29 protein-coding genes are annotated in these 23,744 nt (G+C 43.4%); 9 read left to right on the top strand and 20 right to left on the bottom strand.

The features are described from left to right. Positions 1 to 6 precede the first annotated feature (6 nt). The 3 genes from fliP to fliR are packed head-to-tail and all read left to right on the top strand — an operon-like array spanning position 7 to position 1,810. A complete protein-coding gene (gene fliP, locus M5X66_RS06280) occupies positions 7 to 750 on the top strand; it encodes a flagellar type III secretion system pore protein FliP (RefSeq protein ID WP_036951405.1) in 744 nt (247 codons plus the stop codon). Between the two features lie 8 nt (positions 751 to 758). After that, positions 759 to 1,028 carry a flagellar biosynthesis protein FliQ gene (fliQ, locus tag M5X66_RS06275; protein ID WP_036951410.1) on the top strand — a complete coding sequence of 90 codons (270 nt, stop codon included), beginning with the start codon at positions 759 to 761 and terminating at the stop codon, positions 1,026 to 1,028. A gap of 2 nt (positions 1,029 to 1,030) precedes the next feature. Next, positions 1,031 to 1,810 (top strand): flagellar biosynthetic protein FliR, encoded by a 780-nt coding sequence (fliR, locus tag M5X66_RS06270; protein WP_036951417.1) that lies wholly within the window; start codon positions 1,031 to 1,033, stop codon positions 1,808 to 1,810. A gap of 67 nt (positions 1,811 to 1,877) precedes the next feature. Here the strand turns inward: fliR and M5X66_RS18670 are convergent, their stop codons facing one another. Further along, positions 1,878 to 2,021, bottom strand: a complete 144-nt coding sequence (locus M5X66_RS18670; protein WP_195848038.1) for a hypothetical protein — start codon at positions 2,019 to 2,021, stop codon at positions 1,878 to 1,880. A gap of 212 nt (positions 2,022 to 2,233) precedes the next feature. Between M5X66_RS18670 and M5X66_RS06260 the strand changes: the two genes are divergently transcribed. Next, complete coding sequence (locus tag M5X66_RS06260) at positions 2,234 to 2,479, top strand: hypothetical protein (protein WP_270103937.1); 246 nt, start codon at positions 2,234 to 2,236, stop codon at positions 2,477 to 2,479. Between the two features lie 184 nt (positions 2,480 to 2,663). Here the strand turns inward: M5X66_RS06260 and M5X66_RS06255 are convergent, their stop codons facing one another. From M5X66_RS06255 to flgB, 12 genes are all read right to left on the bottom strand, one after another. Next, positions 2,664 to 2,915 (bottom strand): helix-turn-helix domain-containing protein, encoded by a 252-nt coding sequence (locus M5X66_RS06255; RefSeq protein ID WP_154600295.1) that lies wholly within the window; start codon positions 2,913 to 2,915, stop codon positions 2,664 to 2,666. Positions 2,916 to 3,487: 572 nt separating this feature from the next. Continuing rightward, complete coding sequence (flgL, locus tag M5X66_RS06250; RefSeq protein WP_036951436.1) at positions 3,488 to 4,423, bottom strand: flagellar hook-associated protein FlgL; 936 nt, start codon at positions 4,421 to 4,423, stop codon at positions 3,488 to 3,490. A gap of 49 nt (positions 4,424 to 4,472) precedes the next feature. Next, entirely contained in the window at positions 4,473 to 6,113 is a 1,641-nt protein-coding gene (gene flgK / locus M5X66_RS06245) for a flagellar hook-associated protein FlgK (RefSeq protein WP_036951438.1), read from the bottom strand. A 139-nt stretch (positions 6,114 to 6,252) separates the two neighbouring features. Next, the gene (gene flgJ / locus M5X66_RS06240) at positions 6,253 to 7,233 is read right to left on the bottom strand and encodes a flagellar assembly peptidoglycan hydrolase FlgJ (RefSeq protein WP_036951441.1); all 981 of its coding nucleotides are present in this window, start codon (positions 7,231 to 7,233) and stop codon (positions 6,253 to 6,255) included. Then, entirely contained in the window at positions 7,233 to 8,348 is a 1,116-nt protein-coding gene (locus M5X66_RS06235; protein ID WP_036951445.1) for a flagellar basal body P-ring protein FlgI, read from the bottom strand. Before M5X66_RS06235 ends, flgJ begins: the two co-directional genes overlap by 1 nt. A gap of 35 nt (positions 8,349 to 8,383) precedes the next feature. After that, positions 8,384 to 9,118, bottom strand: coding sequence for a flagellar basal body L-ring protein FlgH (locus M5X66_RS06230; protein ID WP_036951448.1), 735 nt, complete (start codon positions 9,116 to 9,118; stop codon positions 8,384 to 8,386). Positions 9,119 to 9,198: 80 nt separating this feature from the next. Then, positions 9,199 to 9,981 carry a flagellar basal-body rod protein FlgG gene (flgG, locus tag M5X66_RS06225; RefSeq protein ID WP_006657513.1) on the bottom strand — a complete coding sequence of 261 codons (783 nt, stop codon included), beginning with the start codon at positions 9,979 to 9,981 and terminating at the stop codon, positions 9,199 to 9,201. Positions 9,982 to 10,028: 47 nt separating this feature from the next. Further along, positions 10,029 to 10,784: a flagellar basal body rod protein FlgF gene (locus M5X66_RS06220; RefSeq protein ID WP_036951450.1), complete on the bottom strand. Its 756-nt coding sequence runs from the start codon at positions 10,782 to 10,784 to the stop codon at positions 10,029 to 10,031. A 15-nt stretch (positions 10,785 to 10,799) separates the two neighbouring features. Beyond that, complete coding sequence (gene flgE / locus M5X66_RS06215; RefSeq protein ID WP_036951452.1) at positions 10,800 to 12,068, bottom strand: flagellar hook protein FlgE; 1,269 nt, start codon at positions 12,066 to 12,068, stop codon at positions 10,800 to 10,802. A gap of 45 nt (positions 12,069 to 12,113) precedes the next feature. Further along, positions 12,114 to 12,980, bottom strand: a complete 867-nt coding sequence (locus tag M5X66_RS06210; RefSeq protein WP_036951454.1) for a flagellar hook assembly protein FlgD — start codon at positions 12,978 to 12,980, stop codon at positions 12,114 to 12,116. 12 nt (positions 12,981 to 12,992) lie between these two features. Then, complete coding sequence (flgC, locus tag M5X66_RS06205; RefSeq protein WP_036951457.1) at positions 12,993 to 13,397, bottom strand: flagellar basal body rod protein FlgC; 405 nt, start codon at positions 13,395 to 13,397, stop codon at positions 12,993 to 12,995. Positions 13,398 to 13,402: 5 nt separating this feature from the next. Continuing rightward, entirely contained in the window at positions 13,403 to 13,816 is a 414-nt protein-coding gene (gene flgB / locus M5X66_RS06200; protein ID WP_006657508.1) for a flagellar basal body rod protein FlgB, read from the bottom strand. A gap of 240 nt (positions 13,817 to 14,056) precedes the next feature. Here flgB and flgA point away from each other — a divergent pair, with 240 nt between their 5' ends. From flgA to M5X66_RS06185, 3 genes are all read left to right on the top strand, one after another. Continuing rightward, positions 14,057 to 14,728, top strand: a complete 672-nt coding sequence (gene flgA, locus M5X66_RS06195; protein ID WP_036951461.1) for a flagellar basal body P-ring formation chaperone FlgA — start codon at positions 14,057 to 14,059, stop codon at positions 14,726 to 14,728. Between the two features lie 246 nt (positions 14,729 to 14,974). After that, on the top strand, positions 14,975 to 15,277 hold the full coding sequence (gene flgM, locus M5X66_RS06190) for a flagellar biosynthesis anti-sigma factor FlgM (RefSeq protein ID WP_036951464.1): 303 nt from the start codon (positions 14,975 to 14,977) through the stop codon (positions 15,275 to 15,277). 11 nt (positions 15,278 to 15,288) lie between these two features. Beyond that, complete coding sequence (locus tag M5X66_RS06185) at positions 15,289 to 15,729, top strand: flagella synthesis protein FlgN (protein WP_036951468.1); 441 nt, start codon at positions 15,289 to 15,291, stop codon at positions 15,727 to 15,729. Between the two features lie 97 nt (positions 15,730 to 15,826). Here the strand turns inward: M5X66_RS06185 and M5X66_RS06180 are convergent, their stop codons facing one another. From M5X66_RS06180 to flhB, 3 genes are all read right to left on the bottom strand, one after another. Next, positions 15,827 to 15,964, bottom strand: coding sequence for a hypothetical protein (locus M5X66_RS06180; protein ID WP_154634672.1), 138 nt, complete (start codon positions 15,962 to 15,964; stop codon positions 15,827 to 15,829). Between the two features lie 257 nt (positions 15,965 to 16,221). Beyond that, positions 16,222 to 18,318, bottom strand: coding sequence for a flagellar biosynthesis protein FlhA (flhA, locus tag M5X66_RS06175; RefSeq protein ID WP_036951472.1), 2,097 nt, complete (start codon positions 18,316 to 18,318; stop codon positions 16,222 to 16,224). After that, positions 18,311 to 19,462, bottom strand: coding sequence for a flagellar biosynthesis protein FlhB (gene flhB / locus M5X66_RS06170; RefSeq protein WP_036951475.1), 1,152 nt, complete (start codon positions 19,460 to 19,462; stop codon positions 18,311 to 18,313). The genes flhA and flhB overlap by 8 nt, the downstream gene beginning before the upstream one ends. A gap of 284 nt (positions 19,463 to 19,746) precedes the next feature. On the opposite strand from flhB, the gene yajD reads away from it, so the two are divergent. Next, positions 19,747 to 20,094, top strand: coding sequence for an HNH nuclease YajD (yajD, locus tag M5X66_RS06165; RefSeq protein ID WP_006657500.1), 348 nt, complete (start codon positions 19,747 to 19,749; stop codon positions 20,092 to 20,094). Positions 20,095 to 20,247: 153 nt separating this feature from the next. Next, the gene (locus tag M5X66_RS18855; RefSeq protein ID WP_154609430.1) at positions 20,248 to 20,442 is read left to right on the top strand and encodes a CcdB family protein; all 195 of its coding nucleotides are present in this window, start codon (positions 20,248 to 20,250) and stop codon (positions 20,440 to 20,442) included. A gap of 157 nt (positions 20,443 to 20,599) precedes the next feature. Here M5X66_RS18855 and M5X66_RS06160 read toward each other — a convergent pair whose 3' ends face one another. From M5X66_RS06160 to M5X66_RS06145, 4 genes are read right to left on the bottom strand one after another with little or no spacing between them, the layout of a single operon-like run. Beyond that, positions 20,600 to 21,244 (bottom strand): protein phosphatase CheZ, encoded by a 645-nt coding sequence (locus M5X66_RS06160; RefSeq protein WP_132494647.1) that lies wholly within the window; start codon positions 21,242 to 21,244, stop codon positions 20,600 to 20,602. 24 nt (positions 21,245 to 21,268) lie between these two features. After that, a complete protein-coding gene (gene cheY / locus M5X66_RS06155) occupies positions 21,269 to 21,661 on the bottom strand; it encodes a chemotaxis response regulator CheY (protein ID WP_036951481.1) in 393 nt (130 codons plus the stop codon). Positions 21,662 to 21,703: 42 nt separating this feature from the next. Then, positions 21,704 to 22,771: a protein-glutamate methylesterase/protein-glutamine glutaminase gene (locus M5X66_RS06150; protein ID WP_036951484.1), complete on the bottom strand. Its 1,068-nt coding sequence runs from the start codon at positions 22,769 to 22,771 to the stop codon at positions 21,704 to 21,706. After that, the gene (locus M5X66_RS06145; RefSeq protein ID WP_036951486.1) at positions 22,768 to 23,607 is read right to left on the bottom strand and encodes a CheR family methyltransferase; all 840 of its coding nucleotides are present in this window, start codon (positions 23,605 to 23,607) and stop codon (positions 22,768 to 22,770) included. Before M5X66_RS06145 ends, M5X66_RS06150 begins: the two co-directional genes overlap by 4 nt. Positions 23,608 to 23,744 lie beyond the last annotated feature (137 nt).

Below are 23,744 nucleotides of genomic sequence, written 5' to 3'. Positions count from 1 at the left end.
GCGCCCATGTCACCTTTAAAACCTGCTGTCATTATCAGCGCTCTGTTACTTGTTCTGCCACAATCTGCCTCTGCGGCATTGCCTGCCGTGATCAGCCATACATTGGCCGATGGTGGTCAATCCTGGTCGTTGCCCGTTCAAACGTTACTGTTTTTAACCTTGCTGGGTTTTATCCCTGCAATGTTACTGATGATGACCAGTTTTACCCGTATTATCATCGTATTAGGGTTACTCCGTAACGCCCTAGGTACACCGTCAGCGCCACCAAACCAAGTCTTATTGGGCTTAGCTTTATTTCTCACATTCTTTGTGATGTCCCCGGTTGCCGATCAGGTTTATCGCGAGGCATATCAACCTTTTAGCGAAGATAAAATTAGCCTAGAAACCGCATTAGAAAAAGGCACTGCGCCACTGCGTACCTTTATGCTAGGGCAAACTCGGGAATCTGATTTAGCGCTGTTTGCGCGTATCGCCAAAGTGGGTGATATCCAAGAGGCCAAAGATGTGCCAATGCGCATTTTAATTCCGGCGTTTATTACCAGTGAGCTAAAAACGGCATTCCAGATTGGTTTTACTATCTTTATCCCATTTTTGATTATCGACTTAGTGGTTGCCAGCGTATTGATGGCGTTGGGGATGATGATGGTGCCACCTGCAACGGTTTCATTGCCGTTTAAGCTAATGCTATTTGTGTTAGTCGATGGCTGGCAGTTACTACTCGGTTCCCTTTCCCAAAGCTTTTTTAATTAGGAGCACATATGACACCTGAATCTGTAATGGCAATGGGAACGGAAGCGATGAAAATCGCATTGATGCTGGCGGCGCCTTTGCTGTTAGCTGCTCTAGCAGCGGGTTTAATTATCAGCCTGCTACAAGCGGCTACCCAAGTAAACGAAATGACATTATCGTTTATTCCTAAGATTTTATCGGTAATTGCGGTATTAATCATCGCGGGACCTTGGATGCTAAACCTGCTTACGGACTATATCCGCACATTGTTTAGTAACTTACCGTTTATCATTGGCTGATCATGTTAACCATTACCAGCGAAACCCTCACGCTATGGTTAAGCCAAGGTTTTTATCCTTTTGTTCGCCTGTTAGCCCTGTTTGGTACCGCCCCGTTTTTTAATGAAAAACAGGCTATCAGTAAGGTACGTATCGCCCTCGCCTTTTTTACCGTTTTAGTCATTTCTCCACAATTGCCTGTCGCAACCATTCCACTATTTTCAGCGATGGGATTATGGGTGTGTGTACAACAAATCGTGATTGGTGCCGCCATGGGATTAACCATGCAGATGGCTTTCGCCGCGGTACGTCATGCGGGGGAAGTGATTGGTTTACAGATGGGGCTGTCATTCGCGACGTTCTTTGACCCGACCGGCGGTCCCAATATGCCGATCCTTGGACGAATTTTAAATTTAATCACGCTGCTGCTGTTTTTGTCGTTCGATGGGCATTTGTGGCTGATTTATATTCTGACAAACTCATTTGAGCTGATCCCTATCCAAACCGCCCCTCTTCACCGTGATGGTTTTTGGGTATTTTTGCAATTTGCGAATACCATTTTTATCAATGGGTTAATGCTCGCCCTGCCGTTTATTACACTGTTTTTAATTCTCAACTTGTCCCTCGGTATTCTAAACCGAATGACGCCTCAGTTATCGGTGTTTGTGGTAGGTTTCCCTCTCACATTAACTATTGGTATCAGCATGTTGGGGCTGATTATTTCTATCCTACCACGCTATACAGAACGCCTGATCCATCAAGCGTTTGAGCAGCTGTCGTTGATGTTTAATTTGTGGGTTTGATATGACCTACGGACTTCTAAGCAGCAGGTCACTCAATTAATGTTAGCCATTCATTTTACTCAATCTACTAGCTTTCAAAAAAGTCATTTTCGTCTTCTAGCTCTAATATAACTATCTCCACCGACGTATTACTTCGCTCTTCTATTTCGTAAGCTCTGCGATATTCTGGATCTTGTATCCATTCACTATGTAACTCAGCATGCGTTTTCATTTCTTCCTCCAAAAATATTGAAATAAAGCATAATTAGTTAGTTTGATAAATTTTGAATTTTTATTAAAATGACATAACATTAAATCACCTTTAATTTACATATAAAAACGAATCTAAAATTTTAGTTTGAAAAAAAATAATAAATATTGCTAGATTTATTTCACTTAAAATTAGCGCTTTCCGATATAACCATTAAATTAGGGAACATATTTATGATGTTAAATAGAATCACTATATTTATTAATCAATTAATTTACCCTGCTATTGGTACACGTTACTCTCGCCAAAATTACGAGCATACAATCAAATTAATAGGACACTTAATTGAAAATGATCCTGACAATCCACTAGTAGAAATCATGTATACTATCATTGAAGATTATGAAGAAAATGCTGCTCAATCTTCTAACTTTAACAATATGTTGAAAACTGAACCAAGCCAGAATCTCATAGCTTAATAAAAATTAAAATCCATTTAATTCTTCATCAAAGAATATTTATTTTCTATACATTAACCATACTGTTAATAATTATTAAATTTTCTCATCATCAATTACTGAGGGAATATTAATTTCAGTCCGTTTTACCCTATTTCTATAGGGTCGCCATTCATAGCAACAACAATGTTTGAATTCTCGACACTTACCATTCCCTGTTCCAGCCTAGGTCTTCACTTAATGTTGAACCTCGCTCTACGACACGAAGCTCCAATTCTAAGGAGGCAAGAATTTTAAATAACGTTCCAAGTCTTGTTGACTCCGGTTTGCTTTCAAAATCAGAGACCGTGGCCTGCTTAATTCCCACTAGTTCAGCAATTTCTGCCTGAGTCAATTTACTTTTTTTACGATGTTCACGAATTGTAGTAGATAGCATAACGGGAGTTGTTATTTTCATTTTACCTCCGACATAGTCATTTTTTATCCCCGCAAGAGATAAAAGAAAATTATCCCTTATAGGGGATAAATCAAGAATATCCTCCGTAAGGGATAAAATACGTTCTATGGTGATAAATATAAAAAAGTTATATCGGGTAATTAACTGGATGCGCTATTCATGTTTTTTATATTTATACATCTAAGCTGCCTGTATGGCAGTGAAAATTAACTCGTCTAGCTGCGCTGCTGCATGACTTTCCTAAACTGCCTGTACGGCAGTGAATATCCGTTCTCGCTCTCGCAGCCAATTACTCTGTTTCTAAGCTGCCTACACAGCAGTGAACAACAGTAGCTTGTTTATTAAATAACAAAAACAAAGGTCAAATTCATCGTGACAAATACTATAAGCCAACAACAGAAAAATAAACTCTGTTATTTCGAACGAGAAAAGCGGAAATATAGATTGGAATATAAATATTAAAACGCTAAAAAATTAGGCGAGAAAAATCAGAAGGGAAAATTGAAAATAATCTCAGAAGAAAACCCGCACCCGATACACATGCCACTGCTACAGGGTGCGGTAAAAATCAATTAACGGCCACCAAATAATGACATGCTGTTTAGATCTTTGAAAATATCTTGAGAAGCTTGGAACATCGCCTTCTCTTTATAATAATCCGTTGTGGCTGCGGTCCAGTTAGTCTCTAACAACTCACTTTTACGTGCCGAATTCTGGATTGAACGGGTATCCGCTAAGAAATCAAGTTTATCAATTTCTTGCAGCTGCAAACCCTGCTTCGCTTCGATATTGGAAATTTGATCCAATGCCGCTTTGATACCACGGTTAGCCGTGTCCATACCCGCTTGCGCTCTATCTAAATCCGCTTGCGGTGCATTTTCTTGTGGAATGCCCAGCGCTTTGATGCCTTCGTTCAATGCTTTAAACACATTGACCATACCCGCACCATCAGTTTCAAACACTTGTGCGCCTGTGAAATAGGTAGTCATTTCACGCTCACTCGCAACGTTCTGAGTGATAGGCTTATCGCCACCGTGATACAGCACCTCACCGTCAGCATCAATTTCAAATGGCGGCTTATCGGATTTAAAACCTGCAAAAATATAGCGACCATTACCGTCGGTGGTGTTACCCAGTGCAACCAATTGATCTTTTAGACCAGTCAGTTGCTCAGCCAGTGAGTTTCGGTCTTTATCACTCAGAGCACCTTGGTTAGAGGCTTGAATGATAGTAGTATCGATTTGCGTCGTGACATCCGTCATTTGAGTCAGAATACTCATTTGCAGCGTCATACCAGTTTTAGCGAAACCACGGCTGGTCACATACTGCTGGTTACGGTTTTCAGACTGGTTAATACGCACGGCTTGGGATGACGCTTGCGGGTCATCCGAAGGCTTATTTACGCGGTGTCCTGAAGCTATTTGGCTCCCTGCCTCCATCCAACGAGATTGGGCGCTATTCATGTCCTGCAAGCGTTGATGGAAAATCATATTGGTACTTAAACGCATCGCTTAAATCCTTATTAAATTCTGATTAAAACCCAGTATTTTTAATTAATTAGAACGCACGCATTAATGCATTGAATAAATCATCAACCGTCTTTAATACCTGAGCATTAGCATTAAAGAATTGCTGAATTTTTTGCATCTGAATGCTCTCTTCATTCATGTTGACCCCTGAAATTTCTTGCTCTTGGCGATAGAAACTTTCGGTCATTTTATTCTGGGTTTCAGAATCAATTTGCGCTTGCTTAGTGCGGCTTCCCACATCATTGACTAATGTTGCGTAAAAATCAGAGAACGTCGAGCCACCATCAATCAGTTTTTGATCTTGCAGCTTAACTAACTCTTTGATGTTTTCGTTGTCTCCTGGGCCACCATCTTTGCTGCCTGCTTTTGCAAACTGCGAAGAATCCGTCACTAGCGTTGACATACTGTTAATCACGCCATTCATCGGTTTAACGACGAAAGTATCTCCTTGTGCAGGAGAATTGGTCGTGATTTTGAGTTCAATACCTTCAAATTTCAGTGAGCCTGGAGTGCTAGTATCAACTTTGACGTCAACGCCATCCGGTAAACGGGTCACATTCCATTTGCCGCCATCAAAACGCATTTCATAGTTTTTGCCCGTCACTTGAGAAACATCGCTGTAACTCAGGTCAAAGTCAGTTTTGCCGGTATTGTAGGTGTTGCTGACCACAGAGCCTTTACCAATCGCGAAAAAGTCTTTGCCAGTTTCGCCATTAGAGTCAAAGCCTTTTTGATGAATTTCATTAAATTTAGTCGCGAAAACTAACGCTAATTTATTGATTTTTTGATAAGCAGGGTCGAGAACTTCTTGGCGTGAACGCAAAATACCGCTCAATTCACCGCCTTTGAACGCTTCGTCAGGGATTTCACGAACTTGGTCATTCGCCCCCACAAAACCAATACTAAAACGGCTGTCATCTTTTGAAGATGGCACCGCTTCTAAGCGGTTAGCTTTTTCGCCCGTGACTAACGGTAAACCGTTGGCAAAGGTCACGTTGTAGTTACCATTTTGCTCGATAACTTTAACGCCAACTAGCGAGTTAACTTCATTCACTAAGCGGTCACGCACATCCAGCAGGTCATTAGGCTCTGAACCACTGACGGAGCGCACGCGCGCGATTTGTTGGTTTAATCCCGCAATTTTTTCTGCGTAGATGTTGATATCTTTCACCTTATTTTCAATTTGGCGGTTGATATCACGTTCCATCTCTTGCAGTTGCTTATCAGCTTCTTTGAATTGAGAAACTAACGCGTTGGATTGACCTAAGAAAACATCAAGCAGCGTTTTGTCGCTCGCATCACTGCTAGCTGCATCCAGCGCAGTAAAGAAGCTTCCGATGCTACCAGACAAGTCTTCGACATCGTTTGTCAGCAAATCATCAACTTTGTTGCAGTTTTTCACATACGCTTCGAAATCACCGCTACGCGCGCGGGATTGGCTATATTGCGCATTAACAAATTCATCAAACTCACGGCGAACATGGCTGAAATAGGTGCCGTTACCAAAATAACCATTAGGTGTCATCGTACCGGGATTCTCCCCGAAAACAGCACTTTGGCGGTGATAGTAACCTACGCCGGCGTTCGCTAAGTTGTTAGAAATAACACTTAACCCGCCTTGCGCAGCGTTCACACCACTGAGCGCATTATTCATTACATTGTTCAGCATAAGCTTTTCCTATTCTTGGGACTGAGCGCTTTGATTGGCTGACTCAATCTCAGCGCTAGCCACTCAAAATTTTTCACTTATTTATTTATCGGAAAATTGGCGCAAATGTTTAGCGCAAACTTTGATTTATTGCGACACTTTAAAAGATATCGTTTAAGTCGATGTTATAAGCTTGAATAGCCCGTGACGCCGAGGTATTCGCCACACTGCCCGAACCACGAATCTGGTTAATTAACGTGATCAGTTTGTCTGAATATCCGGGGTCAGTCGCATATCCCGCTTTATGAAGTCGACGTGCGGCAATTTCAGGGGTTGCGGCGTGTTTAACGTCTTTATAGCGAGGATTTTCCGTTAACAGGCTGATATAGTCGGAAATCGCCTCTTCATAGGAACCATAAACACGAAAATCATCGCGCATTTTGATAGTTTTGCCGTTGATCACTTCCGTGGTCATAATATTCGTGACCGGTCCTTGCCAATTTTTACCCGCTTTAATACCGAATAAGTTATGGCTGGTTTTGCCTTCCGCCGTCAAAATTTCGCGTTTTCCCCAACCGCTTTCTAATGCCGCTTGCGCCAGAATTAAGAAATGAGAAATACCGCTTTTTTCACTGGCATTTTTAGCAGGCTCAATCAGTTGATTGATAAAATTGCTGCTATTGAGTGATAAGGATTTGATTTGCTTAAATGGCGATGCCAGTGCATCCCCCATGGCAGGAGCGAATCGTCGTACCATTTGCTCTAAAGCAAACGGCGGTAACGATTGTAGATCCTGCTCATTGAGTGGCATAAAAGCGCCTTGTGCAGGTGAACTTGGCGATTGGTCACGGGTCAGTTGCTGATACATCATTTCCCCAAAACCAAGCCCTTTTTGGGCAAGATCTTGGGCAATTTGCTGGTCGTACATACTGGTCATCATGCGCGTTTGGTCACTGGAAAACATGCCATCCTGCGGTAATGCTGAACGCATACTCTTGAGCATCATTTCCACAAATGTCGCTTCCAGTTGCTGCGTCACTTGACGCAGCCCTTGTTCTGGCGATTTGTTTAATTCGCCTTTTAAACTGGTGAGCGACTGGACATCATACGCAGCCCCTTGTAATAACTGCATATCGCTCATTAGATGATCTCCAATTTCGCACGTAAGCAGCCAGCACTTTCCATCGCTTGCAGAATAGACATCAAGTCTGTTGGCGTTGCCCCTAACGTATTGAGCGCTTGGATAACTTGGTTAAGCTGAACGCTTGCATTCACTTTCTGTAACGCCCCACCTTGCTCTTTCACGCCAATATTTGTGTTACGAGTGACCACCGTTTGTCCACCAGCAAATGGCGTATTCGGTTGGTTAACTTGGGTTTGACGGTCAACCGTGACAGCTAAGCTACCGTGCGCGACCGCACAACTGTCTAAGGTAACACTGCGGTTGATCACCACAGAGCCGGTGCGTGAATTCAGGATAACTTTGGCTTCTGCCATCGGTGTGCGCACGTTCAGCTCTTGAACTCGTGATAAAAAGCGGACTTGGTCCGTGTTATTTGCAGGAACGAGTAATTGAACAGTTCGTGAATCTAATGCGCGTGCTGAACCCATTCCACCCAGACGGTTAATCGCATCTGAAATGTCTTGCGCTAATGCGAAACTGTCTTCGTTAAGTTGCAGGTTGATAGCACCACTTTGCCCAAAGCTACTGGCCAGTTCACGCTCAATCGTTGCACCATCCGTAATACGCCCACCATTAAGCTGATTGACTTTTACACTGCTTCCACCCGCGCTAGCCCCTGCGCCGCCCACTAAAACGTTACCTTGCGCCATCGCGTAAATTTGCCCATCAACCCCTTTTAATGGGGTCATCAGCAAGGTTCCACCACGTAAGCTTTTTGCGTTACCCATTGAGGAAACAACAACATCCACCGATTGACCAGAGCGACCAAATGGCGGCATTTTCGCCGTGACCATAACTGCGGCAACGTTTTTCAGCTGCATGTTGGTGCCTGGTGGAACGGTAATGCCCATTTGGGACAACATGTTATTTAAACTTTGAGTGGTAAAGGGCGTTTGCATGGTTTGGTCACCCGTTCCATCCAATCCAACCACTAAACCATAACCAATTAATGGGTTATCTCTCACCCCTTGTACTGTGGTGAGATCTTTAATTCGTTCGCTGTAGGCAGGAGCAACAAATAGGCTCCCGAAAAGGCAAACAAATGAAATGAGAACGAATAATTTGTTTTTCATTGATTTTTCTCGGCTATTAGCTGACGGATATTCACTTAGTAAGGGGATACATTTAAGAAGAAACGCTGTAACCACCCCATTGTTTGGGATTCGTTAATATAGCCATCACCAACGTATTCAATCCGAGCATCAGCCACTTGCGTGGAACTTACATTGTTATCTGCGCCAATCGTGCGCGGGTTCACCACGCCGGAGAAACGAATAGATTCCGTTCCCTGATTAATCGCAATGCGTTTTTCACCCACGACATGCAAATTGCCATTTGCTAATAACTGGTCAACGGTCACTGTAATTGTGCCTTTAAAGGTATTGTTGGCATTTGCGCCACCTTTACCGTTAAAATCGCTGTTTCCCTTCACATCAATTTCTGTGTTGCTACCGCCTAACCAACCTTGCATAAATCCAGGCAGAATCGCTGCCAAAAATCCGGTTTTTCCGCTACGGTTTGCATTTGCCGACGAGTTTTTACTCGCACTCACGTTCTCTTGTAGGTTGATCGTTAAGATGTCGCCAACGTTACGTGGTCTTCTGTCTTCAAATAGCGGCTGGTAGCCGTAGTAAGCAGGTTGAGCACTTTGAAAAATAGCACCGTTAGGAGCGGGTGCTGTGGGTGCAGTCGGTACTGCACTGGTTTGTGTGTCCACCAGCGGGCGTGGCTTAATATGTGCACAGCCATTTAATGTGACCGCCACTGCCGCAACCAAACAGACGGATTTTATGGTCTGTAACACTGTTTTTTTCCGCTTAGGAACAATACCGTTTTCAATCATCATGCGACTCTTTTGCTACTGGATACCTTTGTCATCACGAAAGGCAGTTCACAATGTTATTCATGAACTGCCATCCTTACTTACAGCTGTGTCAGACGTTGCAGCATTTGGTCTGATGCAGAAACTGCCTTGCTGTTAATTTCGTATGCGCGTTGAGTTTGGATCATGTTCACCAACTCTTCGGCAACGTTAACGTTTGAGGTTTCTAACATGCCTTGATACAGCAACCCTGCGCCATTAGTACCCGGAGCACTCTCATTCGGTGCACCTGAACTTGCGGTTTCCATATACAGATTTTCACCCATGCTTTCTAAGCCAGCATCGTTAATAAAGGTGGTTAACGTGATTTGACCGATTTGCTGTGGTTGGTTATCCCCATACACGGTGACAGAAACCGTACCATCACGGGCAATACTCAAGCTGTTGGCGTTTTCTGGGATCATGATCGCCGGAACCACTTGATAACCGCTCGATGTCACTAACTGACCATCTTGGTTACGCTGCAAAGCACCATCACGGGTGTAAGCATCAGTACCATCTGGCATTTGAACGTGTAAAAAGCCTTGACCTTTGATAGCGATATCCGTGGTCGTGCCAGTTTTGTTTAAGTTACCTTGGCTATGAATACGTACGGTCGCCACTGGGCGCGCACCTGTACCCATTTGTAAACCTGATGGTAATGAAGTTTGTTCTGAACTCATCGCACCCGGTTGACGGATGTTTTGGTACAGTAAATCTTCAAATACCGCACGTTGGCGTTTAAAGCCATTAGTGCTGACGTTTGCCAAGTTGTTGGAAATCACGTCAAGGTTAGTTTGTTGAGCATCAAGCCCTGTTTTTGCAATCCATAAAGAGCGGATCATAGTCATTCCTTACTAACATTTGCCGACTAGCGGCTAGCTGTTAGTGATTAACTGATAGTAAGTAGTTGATTGGCACGCTGCGCATTTTCGTCTGCGCTGTGGATCACTTTCATTTGCATTTCAAAATGACGAGCATTGGCAATCATAGAGACCATGGCTTCAGCGGCATTGACGTTACTTCCTTCAATCACGCCAGAAGTCACGATAGCACGCTCGCTCATGGGTAATCCTTCGCCATTCGCTGCTTGTGCCTGAGGAGATAAATGGAATAATCCATCTTCGCCACGGACTAAGTCTTGCGGCTGCGCTTCAACCACTTTGAGGCGGCCAATCTGTCCCAACATGGTTGGTGGATCGGTTGCCAGCAAAGCCGTAATGGTGCCATCGTTACCAATGGTTAATTCCGCGTTAGGTGGCACGTTGATAGCCCCGCCATCCCCTTGCAACACACGCTCACCAATCATTAATTCACCGTCTGGCGAAATTTGGATGTTACCGTTGCGGGTATACGCCTCCGTGCCATCGCCTAAAGCGACTGCCAAAAAGTGTTTATCATTCAACGCAACATCCATCGGTCTACCGGTATAGTTCAGTTGACCTTGGCTCATATCCGCACCCGGTGTTGATGCAACAACTAGCGTACGCGTCTGCTCGGTATCACCGTGAATAGGCACCGCGCGCATCGCTGACAGTTGAGCTTTAAAGCCCGCTGTTGAAACGTTCGCAATGTTATTCGAAACAATACTTTGGTTTTCAAGCGCATGACGCGCCCCGCCCATTGCGGTATAAATGACATGATCCATCGCCAGCCTCTAGGATTAACGTAAGTTAACCAGTGTTTGTAACATCTGGTCTTGGGTCTTAATGGTTTGGGCATTGGACTGATAGTTACGCTGCATTACGATCATGCTGATCAGTTCTTGGCTCATATCCACGTTGGACGATTCCAGCGCACCACTGGTCAACTTACCGAATTGACCTACACCCGGAACGCCATCCATTGGGTTACCAGAAGCATTTGATGCCGCCCAAACGTTACCACCTTGGGAAACCAAACCGTTCGGGTTAGCAAATGCGGATAACGCAATTTGACCCACAACACGTTTTTGTTGGTTGGAGTAGTTAGCAACAATCAGACCGTTATCTTCGATTTTGAAGGTGGTGTATTCACCGGCTGGGTAGCCGTTCACATCGATAGCACTGACTGAAGATTCGCTCACTTTTTGTTGACGAGTTTTGCCCAAATCGACTTGTAGAGTACCATCATTCGCACCATTTAAGCCTTTGAATGGGAAAGCAAACGTTGTTGGTAATTGAACCGTAGTATCTGGGTCACCAGGGTTTGGACCTTTGACTACTTTTTCAGTCATTAGCTTACCGTTACCGTCAAATTCTAGCTCCCCCAGCTTTTCAGCTTTGGTTTCACTAGAATCTTTAGCGTATGCACTCCATTTGTTATCTGCATCCTTCACAAAATAAACAGAAATTTCATGGGTGTTACCTTGGCTGTCATAAGCTGTCATGGTCGTGCTGAAGTTATATGTCGCGATATCATCAGGCTTGTTTGGATCAAAAGGCTTATCTTTAACTTTATCTTCTGAGTTCAGGTTGATGGTTAACTTAGCTAAATCAGATTGCTTCGCATCCATCATATCCGTTGGGATATTCATTCCAGCCGGAACACCGCCGCTTTGCACAGTGATGTTACCTTTCTCATCCACGCTTGCCGGATACCCAGTCACTACCATGCCTTGGTTGTTGACTAAGTTACCGCTTTTATCACGCAAGAATTGACCGTCACGGCTGTAATAAACATCACCGTTTTGGTCTTGAACGCGGAAAAACCCGTTACCGGAAATCGCAACGTCGGTTGCTCTATCAGTACGGGTAATTGGACCATCTTTGAAGTTTTGAGTGACCGCTGCGACGTTCACACCTAGCCCAACACCGGAGCCGGCAAACATATCAGCAAACGAGGTTGTTGCCCCTTTAAAACCGTTAGTTGCGGAGTTGGCAATATTGTTACCAATCGAGTCTAGCCCCGCTGATGCTGCATTTAAGCCACTGACTGCTTGTGAAAAAGACATATTTTCTCCATGAATATTTGGGGAATAAAAGTTTGGGGAATAAAATTAAGATGCGGGATACACTTTAAAGATGCTGCTTAGTGGCACACTTTGCCCTATTCCAACATCCAGTAATGGTGCATCTGAGCCAGGTGTGACACCATTGACACGGGTATAACCGAGTTTGGTGACCTCAATTTCAGACCCCATCCTGACGGCTTTCACATCAAAGAAATATTTCCCTTTCGGATCGGCAACCACATTACCGTTGTTATCGCGACCATCCCATGCCATATCGTAAATATCGGGTTTCACTTCTGAGTCATAGGTGATAGTGCGGATTACGGTGCGGTTTTTGTCTCGAATGGTAATTTCAACGCTATCGGCCATCTTCGGTAGGAAGAAGCCAAATGGCGATGAAATGTAATCAGTTTGCGGCTCTTCAGTACCTTCTCCGCCTTCATTACCCTCTGTTGCGCCAAAATTACTGAGCCCAAAATTAGATGGGCTATTCGCGCTAATCACATCGTCAGGTAATGGGTTCGCTGGCTTAGCTACATTGCTATTTTCGCCACTACTCTCTTTTTTCAGGGGTGCCAGCACAATTTCATTGCGCGGGATAAGCACCCCTTTGCCCACGAGTTGCGTTGCCTGTAATGACTGCCCAGACCCTATCTGTTGCGAAATCCCTGTCACACTATCACTGAGCTTATTCATGCTCTCAAGTGTAGCGATTTGAGCTAGTTGCCCCGTTAAATCCGCGTTATCCATTGGTTTGGTCGGGTCTTGGTTTTTCATCTGCGTGACAATCATGGTTAAAAATGTGTCACGCATATCATCACTTTGACTTTTCTTTGGAATGTTACTGGCTGCAGCTGCTGGCCCAGCAACTGTGTTATCCAAAGAATCATTCATTGATGCAGAAATTCCCATTGCGCGCCTCCGTTACTGACCTAGCGTTAAGGTTTTCTGTAGCAATGTTTTTGCGGTATTCATGACTTCTAAGTTGGCTTGATAGCTGCGCGATGCGGAGATCGTGTTGATCATTTCACCTACGGTATCGACGTTAGGCATCTTCACGTAGCCTTTTTCATCTGCAAGAGGATGACCGGGCTTGTATTCCATACGCGGAGGAGCAGGATCTTCGATTAATTCACTCACACGAACGCCACCGACTTGATTGCGACCTTGTGGCGCCATTTGAAAAACCACTTGCTTCGCACGGTACGGTTCACCATCAGGACCCACCACACTTTCTGCGTTCGCCATGTTACTCGCGCTAACGTTTAGACGCTGAGATTGCGCGGTTAATGCAGAAGAGGAGATATCAAAAATACTGAGTAGACCCATAACCCTTACCCTTGTTGTAGAACGGCCAACATACTTTTGACTTGGCTATTGATGAATGTAAGATCGGCTTGATATTTCAATGTGTTATCAGCAAATTGGCTGCGCTCAACATCCATATCAACCGTATTTCCATCCATTGAAGTTTGATAAGGCACACGATATTTCAGATCCAATGCAGCAGGCTTCATATCATGTCCTTCAATATGCCCTTTGGCTGTCACTGCCAGTGAAATACCCTTTCCTTTCACCACGCCTTTATCCATCGCTTGTTGTAATTGACGATTAAAATCAATATCACGCGCTTGATAACCAGGGGTATCCGCATTGGCGATGTTAGAAGCCAAAACAGTCTGTCTTGCTTCTCTTATGGACAAAGCCCGTTGCTGAAAAGCAAAGGTGGCATCTAATTTATCAATCATGGTTTCCTCAATGGATTTAAGTTAATTCCTAATCGATTTAGACGAAAATTAAGAATTTTTTAATTGCAGTTTTTATAAACGCAAAGTTTGAATATAGAAATTCGATGCTCATATTAGCTGGCAGATAAAAAATCTAATGGCGAGATAAAGGCAAAATAATTGACCTATTTGCCTCATTCATTATTGACGATGTAGGTAAACTTCAAGGGTAAAAAGGTATGGGATGAAAAAGGAAATGGGATGATGAAAACTGTTTTTTCAATTAAATATATTTTAATTATCAGTATATTAAATCTATTTTCTTTTTCTGCGCAAGCATCTCTCCCACAAGATATTGACCAGTATTTCCGTAAAATTCATGGAAAGCAAAATAGCGTTTCAATTGAAATAAAAACCCCAATTGATAAATGGCCAAATTGTGATAAGCCGCAAATTGGCTTACCAAGTGGGGGTCGTAATATGGGAAATATCTCACTTCCTGTGCAATGCGATAAGAAAAAACAGTATTTACAGCTGACGGTGAATGTCACTGGGCAATATTATGTTGCCACCCGTAATATTCAACGGGGAGAAACCATTGAATTTGTGGATATTGGCACCAAAAGAGGGCTTATTCACCAATTGCCATCTGGGGCATCTACCGACAAGATGGCGCTGCGTGGCACGTTAGCCCTTCGCAATATTACCGCAGGGCAGACGTTTACTAGCTCAATGGTTAGGCGCCCTTGGGCTATTAAGGCGGGTCAAACCGTGTATGTATTTGCCACTGGCAATAACTTTTCCGTTAAATATGAAGGTCGAGCCATTAATAATGCCGCCATGGGTGAAAATATTCGAGTTCGACTTATCAATGGGCAAGTGGTTAATGGTGAAGCTCAAGAAAATGGCAGTGTTCAAGTAGCGCTTAACTAACTTAATTTAAAATTAAATCATCAAGTTATAGCGTGATAATTTTCTGTTTTTGAAGTGAATTACAGGTATAATTTTTGCAATTCGTCTGAAGTAGTTAAACATGCAGTTAATTATCAGAATTTATATCGCGATTTAAGTGAAATTACCTATCTCATTGGTAATTTGAAAGCTAACCGAATATTAAAGGTTCATTAATATCTGCCGATAACCTTCTATATCAAAAATATCGGGAACAGGAAAAATACTATGGCTATTGAGCAAACATCTGCAATCTCTGCCTTGACTCAGGTAACCACTCGCGATCCACAAGAAACCGCAGCGCTGGTTCGTGAGAAAAAAGTCTCCGCAAATGAAGCCGTTAAAGAAAGCTCTTTTGCACCGAGTGAGTTACAAAAGAAATTACTTCAACCTCAAGCTTCTGATATTGATGTCGCTAAAGTTGAAAAAATCAAACAAGCCATCAAAGACGGCACGTTAACCATGGATGCAGGTAAAATCGCTGATGGTATTTTACGTGATGCCCATGAATGCATGCTTTCTATGAAATAAACTGAACGACTATGAACGACGAATTATTACTACTATTAGAACAGCAGCTTGGTCATTTGCAATCACTGGAAATTGTGATGAAGAATGAAGAGTTATTATTGGGTTACCATCGTGTGCCACCTTCTCCATTTCAGGAAACGACGGAGCAAAAACGTTTTTTAGTTGCCGCTATCAGTCATGGTGAGAACCACCGTTTACAATTGGAAGAGCAAGCAAAAATCGTTGCACCTTATGAAGGTAACCCAGTGCTCAACCATACTTGGAATACGATTAAAGACCTAACGACCCAACTAAAAGATTTAAATTATCGTAATCACCAAATGCTTCAACTGCATATTGAGCTGAATGCACAACGTCTAAATTTTGTGAAAAAGCATAATAATCAGTCAACTTACGGTGCCGATGGCTTAGAATCTAAACGCCCTGCGTTAGGAAAGAAAATTTCAATTTAGATTTCTGACTAAACCTGTTTTCCTCGCCCCCATTTTTATCTGGTTAAATGATCAGAGTCTTTTGGTTTATTAAATTTAGTCTTTTGGTTTATTAAATTTAGCCTTTTGGTCGATTAGATTTCACCTTTTTTGCTTTTATTCTCGCCTCAATACGTTTCACAACATCTCCATCTGTAACCCCGATTTTCTCTAGTCCTTTAGCAAATTCCAATAATTCCTTCAATGTGTCTGCCATGTTCTTTACACCATGATTATGTATAAGGTATCGATGCACATTAATGATTAATATCTAACATTTTTCGGCTCATGTTAGTGAGACTTGATGCTGTTCGCAGCGTTCGGTTTAAAGTCTGCAAAGACCTTAACTGTGCTTTTGTATAAAACTAATGCACGAAAAAATAGGCAGTGAGTGAGGAGTTATGACACTCATCTCACTACACTGCCTATTGTGATACTTATTTGCGTTTCGTTAACTTGAAATCAATCGACTGTTTATGACCCACTGATCATCGATGTCATTCTAATCTTACGGTGATCTGTCATTTCTAAATTGGACATCACCACTAATTGCGGCAAACTACGACGCAGGAAGCGAGATAAAATCAGCCTCAGGGCATGATTCACTAACAATACGGTTGGCGCCCCCATCGCTTCTTGATGCCCCACTGCTTCTTCAGCTTGAGTTTGAATAAACTGGGCTAAGTTTGGCTCTAAGCCACCGCCATTCTTTGCGGCTTGTAGCAGGATTTGCTCTAACTTCGCATCCAACCCAATCACTTGGATCTCTTCAGCGCTACCAAACCATTGCTGGGTAATGGCTCGTCCTAAAGCAATACGTACCTGAGAGGTAAGGTAATCAGTGTCTTTTTGTTCACCATTTTCACCTGCCATTTCAGCCAGCGTTTCAATAATGGTGCGCATGTCGCGGATCACCACATCTTCCATGAGTAGGTTTTGTAAAACGCGGTGCAAGATGGTCAGTGAAATGGTGTCAGGGATCAAATCATCCGCCAGTTTTGGCATCTCTTTTTTCACTCGGTCATACAACATCTGGGCTTCTTGGCGACCGAACAGAGTGCTCGAATATTGCAGTAAAATTTGGTTAAAGTGCGTTGCTACCGCGGTACTTGCAGAAACGACGGTATAACCTTGGATTTGTGCTTGTTCACGTAAATCGTCATCGATCCATATTGCAGGCAGACCAAACGCAGGTTCTTTAGTCATATCTCCTTGTAAAGTTCCCGCCGCATTACCCGGATCAATCGCTAAGTTACGTCCAGGTTGAGCTTCTCCGCGCCCCACCTCAGCCCCTTTGATAAGAATGCGATATTCACATGGGGATAACTCTAAGTTGTCGCAAATATGTACCACCGGAGGTAAGTATCCGACTTCCTGAGCAAATTTCTTACGTAACCCACGAAGTCGACCCAATAGCTCCCCTTGTTGATCGTTATCAACCAACGGAATTAAGCGATAACCGACTTCCATTGCCAGTAAATCTTCTAACTGCACATCATCCCATGTTGCTTCGACCACTTTATTGGCTTCTTGGAAATGTTGCGCTTGGCTATCATCCATCACTTTTTCTGGGTTACGTGAGCGTTTTACCAGATACCAGCCTAATGCAGCCAATGCCGCAGTAAACAGTAGGAAAACAAAGTTAGGCATCCCTGGAATAAGACCAATCAACCCTAACACCCCAGCACTGAGCCACATCACGCGCGGATTATTGAACAGTTGAGTGACCATCTGCTCACCGACATCTTCATCGGTTGCAACGCGAGTGACGATAACCCCCGCTGCCGTTGAAATGATCAATGCTGGAATTTGGGCAACTAGACCGTCACCAATGGTTAATAAGGTATAAACGCTCGTTGCATCACCGAGGGTCATATGGTGCTGACCCACACCAACAATCAGACCACCGATGACGTTTATCACCATGATCATAATTCCGGCGACAGCATCACCACGGACGAATTTACTCGCACCGTCCATTGAACCGTAAAAATCGGCTTCTTGAGTGACTTCTGCTCGGCGTTTTTTCGCTTCATCATCATTAATGATACCGGCGTTTAAGTCGGCATCGATGGCCATTTGCTTACCGGGCATACCATCAAGCACAAAGCGAGCACCCACTTCGGCGATACGCCCCGCACCCTTGGTGATAACCATAAAGTTAATCAGAACCAAGATAATGAAAACAACGATACCAATGGCAAAGTTACCGCCAACCAGGAAGTGACCAAAAGCTTCGACAACACGCCCAGCAGCATCAGGTCCAGTATGACCATCCAGCAAAATAATACGCGTTGAAGCGATATTCAAAGATAGGCGCAATAAGGTTGCGAACAGCAAAATGGTGGGAAATGCGGCAAAATCCAATGTCCGTTTGGTGAACATCGCCACAAGCAGAACCATAATGGACAGAGCAATGTTAAAGGTGAACAACAAATCAAGCAAAAATGCCGGTAATGGTAAAACCATCATCGACAGAATCAGTAATATCAGCACGGGTCCAGCGAGGATTTGCCACTGAGTTCCTTGTAAGTTTTTCGGCAATTTTAAAAGTGCAGCCAAATTAGCCATCGCGATTGTTATCTCCAGCAAAATCCAGCGTCGGTGGCACTGGTAAATTCTTCGGTTTCTTTGGTTTCAGGCCACCTTCACGACGCCAACGGCGTAATTGGTAAACCCATGCTAAAACTTCTGCTACCGCTGCATACAGCGCAACAGGGATACTTTGTCCAATCTCCGCATGACGGTATAACGCACGCGCGAGCGGTGGAGCTTCAAGTTGTAAAATGCGGTGCTCTGCACCAATTTCTTTAATACGTTGAGCAATAACTCCTGCGCCTTTTGCCAAAACTTTCGGCGCCCCCATTTTTTTATCGTCATATTTTAGGGCGACAGCGTAGTGAGTCGGGTTAGTAACAATCACATCCGCACTGGGGACATCTGCCATCATTCGGTTACGCGCAATCGCTCGTTGTTGCTGACGAATTTTGGCTTTAATGTGCGGATCACCCTCTTGCTGCTTAAATTCGTCTTTAATTTCTTGGCGGCTCATCCGTAACTTTTTCAAGTGGGAACGAAATTGATAAAATACATCAAATGCCACCATCGGGATTAAGAGAAAGACAATTAAATAACCTGCAAAAATTACCTTCTCTAGTGCATTCGCTAATGCCGTTGTCGGTGGTTCCATCACCAAATGGAGTAGTGAAGGCCAACTTTGCCAGAGGAAAATGGATGCTCCTAACCCCACAAACAGTGATTTTAATATCGCCTTAAACAATTCAGATAAGGCATTCATAGAGAAAATTCGTTTTAATCCTTTGATTGGGTTTAATTTTTTCAAATCAAACTTAATCAATTTGCTATTAAATAACAGCCCACCCACCAGTGACGAAGCAGAGATCCCCACCAGCGCTAACCCCCCGATAATTGGGAGTAGAGCAAATAACGCCTCACTAACCACCCTCCCCAAATAACTGAGCATTAACCCTGTGTTTTGCAGGTAATGCCCGTCAAAGATAAATCCTTGGCGCATGATTTGTCGTAACTGGTTTGCCAAATGCCCGCCACTTAACCACAGCAAACTGACTCCAGCCAACATCATCATGAGGGAGCTTAATTCTTTGGAGCGAACAATTTGCCCATCATCTTTCGCTTTCTGCTTTTTATGGGGCGTGGGTTCTTCTGTTTTTTCTACATCACTTTCGTCGGACACGTGACTTCCAAAAAATTAGCCTATACGCATAGTCGCTATAGCATGACAGAGTGTAAAAAAATCAATGGTGGAAAATAGACGTAGTTCGCAGGGGTTTTTTGGCTATTGAGCAATATGGCAACAACTTTGCGAAGCGCTTCGCAAAGAGGCAAATGAAAGGTAACAAGAGAAAAAGTCAAAAAGGATGACCTAAAAAATCACTTCCTATAATACCCGTGCTGTAAAATGGGGTATATTGACAGTATCAATATAAAACACTCTATTTATAGCAGGTGATATTCGTTATGGCTTTGATCCCTAAAAACTATGCTCGCTTAGAAAGTGGCTACCGTGAAAAAGCACTCAAGATTTATCCATGGATATGTGGACGCTGCACACGGGAATTCGTTTATTCGAATCTAAGAGAATTAACTGTTCATCATATCGATCATGATCATACCAATAACCCTGAAGATGGCAGTAACTGGGAATTATTGTGTCTCTTCTGCCATGACCATGAACACTCTAAGTATACAGAAGCCGACCAGTACGGAACGAATGTGGTTGCGGGTGAAGATGCACAAAAAGATGTGGGTGAAGCCACTTATAACCCGTTTGCAGATTTAAAAGCTATGTTGAATAAAAAGAAATAACTTTATCTCTGTTTTGTTTGCGCAGGTTTGAAAAGCTATTCAAGCCTGCGTTAATGCCCTATTAATATCCTCTTTTACCACCTCAACATTCCTCTCCCTATTCCACCATTATAATTTCATTTCTCGGCACGCTATCCAGTCATTCGTCAGCAATTGCAACTTATTCATGACCTAACAACACGCCTTATCATTCCATTATTTGATACACGTCATCAACAAGCCGCCCTACCGATTCGACTTAACCCGATTATTAATATTGAAGGACAGCCCTATGTACTTATGACTCATTTGATGTCAGCTATCTCTAAGTCCATGCTAGGAAAAGAGATTATTTGCATTGGGTACTAAAGAGATAAAATCAAAAACGCGATCTACTGGTCGATGGGTTTTGATGAAAAATTGCTAATAAAATAATGATGCACAACTACCCTAAATAGTTTGAGCCATAGCAAGCAGATAAACTCAGCCAATAACGCTATAGCTCAAAATATCTCGAAGGAGCGAATTAGAAACCTAATTCATCTAACAGATCATCCACCTGTGACTGTGATGCCATCACATTCACACCTTCTTTATTAATCTGAGGACCATTGAGCAGGCTTTCACTTTGAGTCTTCACTCGCATTTCTGGTGGTGTATTTTCCATCAGCAACGCTAGTAGCTGTTTCTCTGCTTCTTCAACCACTTCCATCATTTTTTTGACGACTTGCCCCGTTAAGTCTTGGAAGTCTTGCGCCATCATGATTTCTAATAGTTCAGCTTTCGTCACTTCGCTATCTTGGATAACTTGTCCCAAAAATGCTTGAGTGGAGCCGCGTAACGCTTCAGAGACTTCACCGGACGCCGCCTCTTCCCACTGTTGCTGCAACGCAATCGCATTTTTGTTCATTTCCACTTGCAGCGGCTTGATAACATCAATGCCGTTAAGTGTTTTTTCTGCCGCTTGGGCTGTCATTTGCGCAATATAACGCAGGCGGTCTTTACCGTCTGGAATACTTGCTACTGCCTGCTGAACGCTTTTCTCTAAACCCAACTCACGCATACTTTCACGTAAGGTTCGCATCAGAGTTCCAATACGTGTAATGACGTGTTTTAGATCTTCGTTGCCAGTGCCATTACGACTGCCATTCATTGCTACTTGTTCAATCATCACTGTCTCCTTTACCGCCCGCGATTATTGCAGCCCCATTTTTTCAAACACTTTATTTAATTTTTCTTCGAGGATAGCTGCGGTAAACGGTTTCACAACATAGCCGCTCGCACCAGCTTGTGCTGCCGCAATAATATTTTCTTTTTTCGCTTCTGCGGTCACCATTAAGACAGGGATATGTTTAAGTGCATCATCACCACGAATGGTTTTGAGTAACTCTAAACCATCCATATTTGGCATATTCCAGTCAGCAACAACAAAATCAATATTCCCAGCACGGATTTTTTCGAGGGCATCAACGCCATCTTCCGCTTCTTCAATTTTGTTAAAACCAAGTTCTTTTAATAAGTTACGGACGATGCGACGCATAGTAGAAAAGTCATCGACAACCAGAAAGCTCAGATCTTTAGCGGCCATAACCACTCCTTCAAAAATACAATGATAAATAAACTGTCACCACTAAACGGTGACAGTAGAAAGTTTTGTTAATACGCTTGGGGCAATTTTCAGTAGATCCAGCACTTCATCTGCGGCATTCATTTCGATTGCAGCACGCGGCATACCAAATACGACGCAACTACTTTCGTTTTGAGCATAAGTGAAAGCCCCTTGTTGACGCAGGTTGAGTAAGCCCTTGGCGCCATCCATTCCCATTCCGGTCAGCAAAATACCAATACATTTACGTCCGACATGCTTAGCGACTGAGTCAAATAGCACATCGACGGAAGGACGATGGCGGTTAACCGGCTCGCTCTGTTCCAACACCACTTGATAACCTTTGCCTTTATCGGCAATCAACATGTGTGAATCACCCGGCGCAATATAGGCGCAGCCTTTTTGCAAAATCTCATTGTGCTCCGCCTCTTTAACTGTAAGTGCACACAGTTTATTTAAGCGTTCAGCAAAAGAGCGAGTGAAGCCTGCTGGCATATGCTGAGTGATCACCACTGGCGGGCATTCTCTTGGCAGCATCTCTAAAAATTGGCGGATAGCTTCTGTTCCACCAGTTGAGGCTCCCACGGCTATCACACGGTTGTTGCACACGTATGGCGTCAGCGGTTTAGCGAGAGTTGTCGGCTCAGCAACTTTTTTCTCTGTACGAGCAAAACGGTTACGCTGCGACATTTTAGACATTGCCGCTGCGCGAATTTTTTCACCGATCATATCGCGATAACTCATCATGGTTTCGCGAATACCAATCTGTGGTTTTGTCACAAAATCTACGGCGCCCAGTTCTAAAGCCTTTAATGTCACTTCAGAGCCTTTAGAGGTTAATGTGGAGACCATAACGACCGGAATTGGATGCAGCCGCATCAATTTCTCTAAAAAATCAATGCCATCCATTCTCGGCATTTCAACATCGAGGGTGATAACATCTGGCTCCAGTTGCTTAATTAAGTCCCGAGCAACATACGGATCTGGCGCTGTGTCGACCACTTCCATATCAGTGTGACTGTTGATAATTTCACGCATTAATTGGCGCATGAGTGCAGAGTCATCGACGCACAATACTTTTATTTTTTTCATTGTCCTCTCCTCGCCGACGCTAAGCTGTAGACGGTCTGCCCATTGATCACAAACTGTTTTGTCAGTTGCGAAATATTTTCAGAGTGACCAATAAACAATAAGCCATCCGGCTTGAGCAGTGGCGCAAAGCGCTCTAGCAGTTTTATCTGCATTTCCTTGTCAAAATAAATCATGACGTTGCGGCAAAAAATCGCATCGAAGCGATGTTGTAATTGCCAATCGCCTTCCGTCAGGTTTAAGTAACGAAACTCAATCATGTTGCTAAGTGCGGGCTTTACGCGAGCAAACCCTTCGTACTCACCCACCCCTTTCATGAAGTAGCGCTGCCGTTGCAGTGCTGTCAGGGTTTTGAGTTCTTCGATTCGATAGATCCCTTGTTTCGCTTTCTCTAATACTTCCGTGTCAATATCACTGGCAACGACCTTGGCATTGACAGCGTTGGCTCCCAGAACATCGCTCACTGTCATGGCGATAGAATAAGGTTCTTCCCCTGTCGAAGAAGCCGAACACCAAATATTGATATTGCTATTTCGACGGCTTTTTAAAAAATCTGTCAATGTCGCAAAGTGGTGAGGCTCTCGAAAGAATGCCGTTAAGTTTGTGGTCAGTGCGTTGATAAATGCTTGCCATTCCGTATTCAACGGTTCACGCTCTAACATCCGTAAGTAATCAGAAAAATTGTCGATATTACAGTCACGTAAGCGCTTTAATAAGCGGTTATAGACCATATTTTTCTTATTCATCGTAAGGACTATTCCAGACTTTTTATGAATAAATCGACAAACCCGACCAAACTCGTCATCAGTCAAAGGTTCTATCTGTGGTACTAATAGCATCGTACTTGTCGTCCTATTCAATAAAAACCGGCGAGGCAGCCGAAAGTGGCTGCCTAACTATCATCGTCTAACTTATGCGTTGTCTAACTAACCGCCTCTCCCTAGTTCAAGTTATCTAGATTGAGAGTTCATTATTC

Origin of the sequence: Providencia sp. PROV188 (genome assembly GCF_027595165.1) — a bacterium.
GTDB lineage: Bacteria > Pseudomonadota > Gammaproteobacteria > Enterobacterales > Enterobacteriaceae > Providencia > Providencia lanzhouensis.
Note: the sequence above shows the minus strand (reverse complement) of the source record. Positions and strands in the feature narration are given on the sequence as shown.

What these genes read in the sequence shown, in the direction of transcription:
- fliP (WP_036951405.1), top strand. Translation starts at nt 7, where the DNA reads ATGTCACCTTTAAAACCTGCTGTCATTATCAGCGCTCTGTTACTTGTT.
- fliQ (WP_036951410.1), top strand. Translation starts at nt 759, where the DNA reads ATGACACCTGAATCTGTAATGGCAATGGGAACGGAAGCGATGAAAATC.
- fliR (WP_036951417.1), top strand. Translation starts at nt 1,031, where the DNA reads ATGTTAACCATTACCAGCGAAACCCTCACGCTATGGTTAAGCCAAGGT.
- M5X66_RS18670 (WP_195848038.1), bottom strand. Translation starts at nt 2,021, where the DNA reads ATGAAAACGCATGCTGAGTTACATAGTGAATGGATACAAGATCCAGAA.
- M5X66_RS06260 (WP_270103937.1), top strand. Translation starts at nt 2,234, where the DNA reads ATGATGTTAAATAGAATCACTATATTTATTAATCAATTAATTTACCCT.
- M5X66_RS06255 (WP_154600295.1), bottom strand. Translation starts at nt 2,915, where the DNA reads ATGAAAATAACAACTCCCGTTATGCTATCTACTACAATTCGTGAACAT.
- flgL (WP_036951436.1), bottom strand. Translation starts at nt 4,423, where the DNA reads ATGCGTTTAAGTACCAATATGATTTTCCATCAACGCTTGCAGGACATG.
- flgK (WP_036951438.1), bottom strand. Translation starts at nt 6,113, where the DNA reads ATGCTGAACAATGTAATGAATAATGCGCTCAGTGGTGTGAACGCTGCG.
- flgJ (WP_036951441.1), bottom strand. Translation starts at nt 7,233, where the DNA reads ATGAGCGATATGCAGTTATTACAAGGGGCTGCGTATGATGTCCAGTCG.
- M5X66_RS06235 (WP_036951445.1), bottom strand. Translation starts at nt 8,348, where the DNA reads ATGAAAAACAAATTATTCGTTCTCATTTCATTTGTTTGCCTTTTCGGG.
- M5X66_RS06230 (WP_036951448.1), bottom strand. Translation starts at nt 9,118, where the DNA reads ATGATTGAAAACGGTATTGTTCCTAAGCGGAAAAAAACAGTGTTACAG.
- flgG (WP_006657513.1), bottom strand. Translation starts at nt 9,981, where the DNA reads ATGATCCGCTCTTTATGGATTGCAAAAACAGGGCTTGATGCTCAACAA.
- M5X66_RS06220 (WP_036951450.1), bottom strand. Translation starts at nt 10,784, where the DNA reads ATGGATCATGTCATTTATACCGCAATGGGCGGGGCGCGTCATGCGCTT.
- flgE (WP_036951452.1), bottom strand. Translation starts at nt 12,068, where the DNA reads ATGTCTTTTTCACAAGCAGTCAGTGGCTTAAATGCAGCATCAGCGGGG.
- M5X66_RS06210 (WP_036951454.1), bottom strand. Translation starts at nt 12,980, where the DNA reads ATGGGAATTTCTGCATCAATGAATGATTCTTTGGATAACACAGTTGCT.
- flgC (WP_036951457.1), bottom strand. Translation starts at nt 13,397, where the DNA reads ATGGGTCTACTCAGTATTTTTGATATCTCCTCTTCTGCATTAACCGCG.
- flgB (WP_006657508.1), bottom strand. Translation starts at nt 13,816, where the DNA reads ATGATTGATAAATTAGATGCCACCTTTGCTTTTCAGCAACGGGCTTTG.
- flgA (WP_036951461.1), top strand. Translation starts at nt 14,057, where the DNA reads ATGATGAAAACTGTTTTTTCAATTAAATATATTTTAATTATCAGTATA.
- flgM (WP_036951464.1), top strand. Translation starts at nt 14,975, where the DNA reads ATGGCTATTGAGCAAACATCTGCAATCTCTGCCTTGACTCAGGTAACC.
- M5X66_RS06185 (WP_036951468.1), top strand. Translation starts at nt 15,289, where the DNA reads ATGAACGACGAATTATTACTACTATTAGAACAGCAGCTTGGTCATTTG.
- M5X66_RS06180 (WP_154634672.1), bottom strand. Translation starts at nt 15,964, where the DNA reads ATGGCAGACACATTGAAGGAATTATTGGAATTTGCTAAAGGACTAGAG.
- flhA (WP_036951472.1), bottom strand. Translation starts at nt 18,318, where the DNA reads ATGGCTAATTTGGCTGCACTTTTAAAATTGCCGAAAAACTTACAAGGA.
- yajD (WP_006657500.1), top strand. Translation starts at nt 19,747, where the DNA reads ATGGCTTTGATCCCTAAAAACTATGCTCGCTTAGAAAGTGGCTACCGT.
- M5X66_RS06160 (WP_132494647.1), bottom strand. Translation starts at nt 21,244, where the DNA reads ATGATTGAACAAGTAGCAATGAATGGCAGTCGTAATGGCACTGGCAAC.
- cheY (WP_036951481.1), bottom strand. Translation starts at nt 21,661, where the DNA reads ATGGCCGCTAAAGATCTGAGCTTTCTGGTTGTCGATGACTTTTCTACT.
- M5X66_RS06150 (WP_036951484.1), bottom strand. Translation starts at nt 22,771, where the DNA reads ATGAAAAAAATAAAAGTATTGTGCGTCGATGACTCTGCACTCATGCGC.
- M5X66_RS06145 (WP_036951486.1), bottom strand. Translation starts at nt 23,607, where the DNA reads ATGCTATTAGTACCACAGATAGAACCTTTGACTGATGACGAGTTTGGT.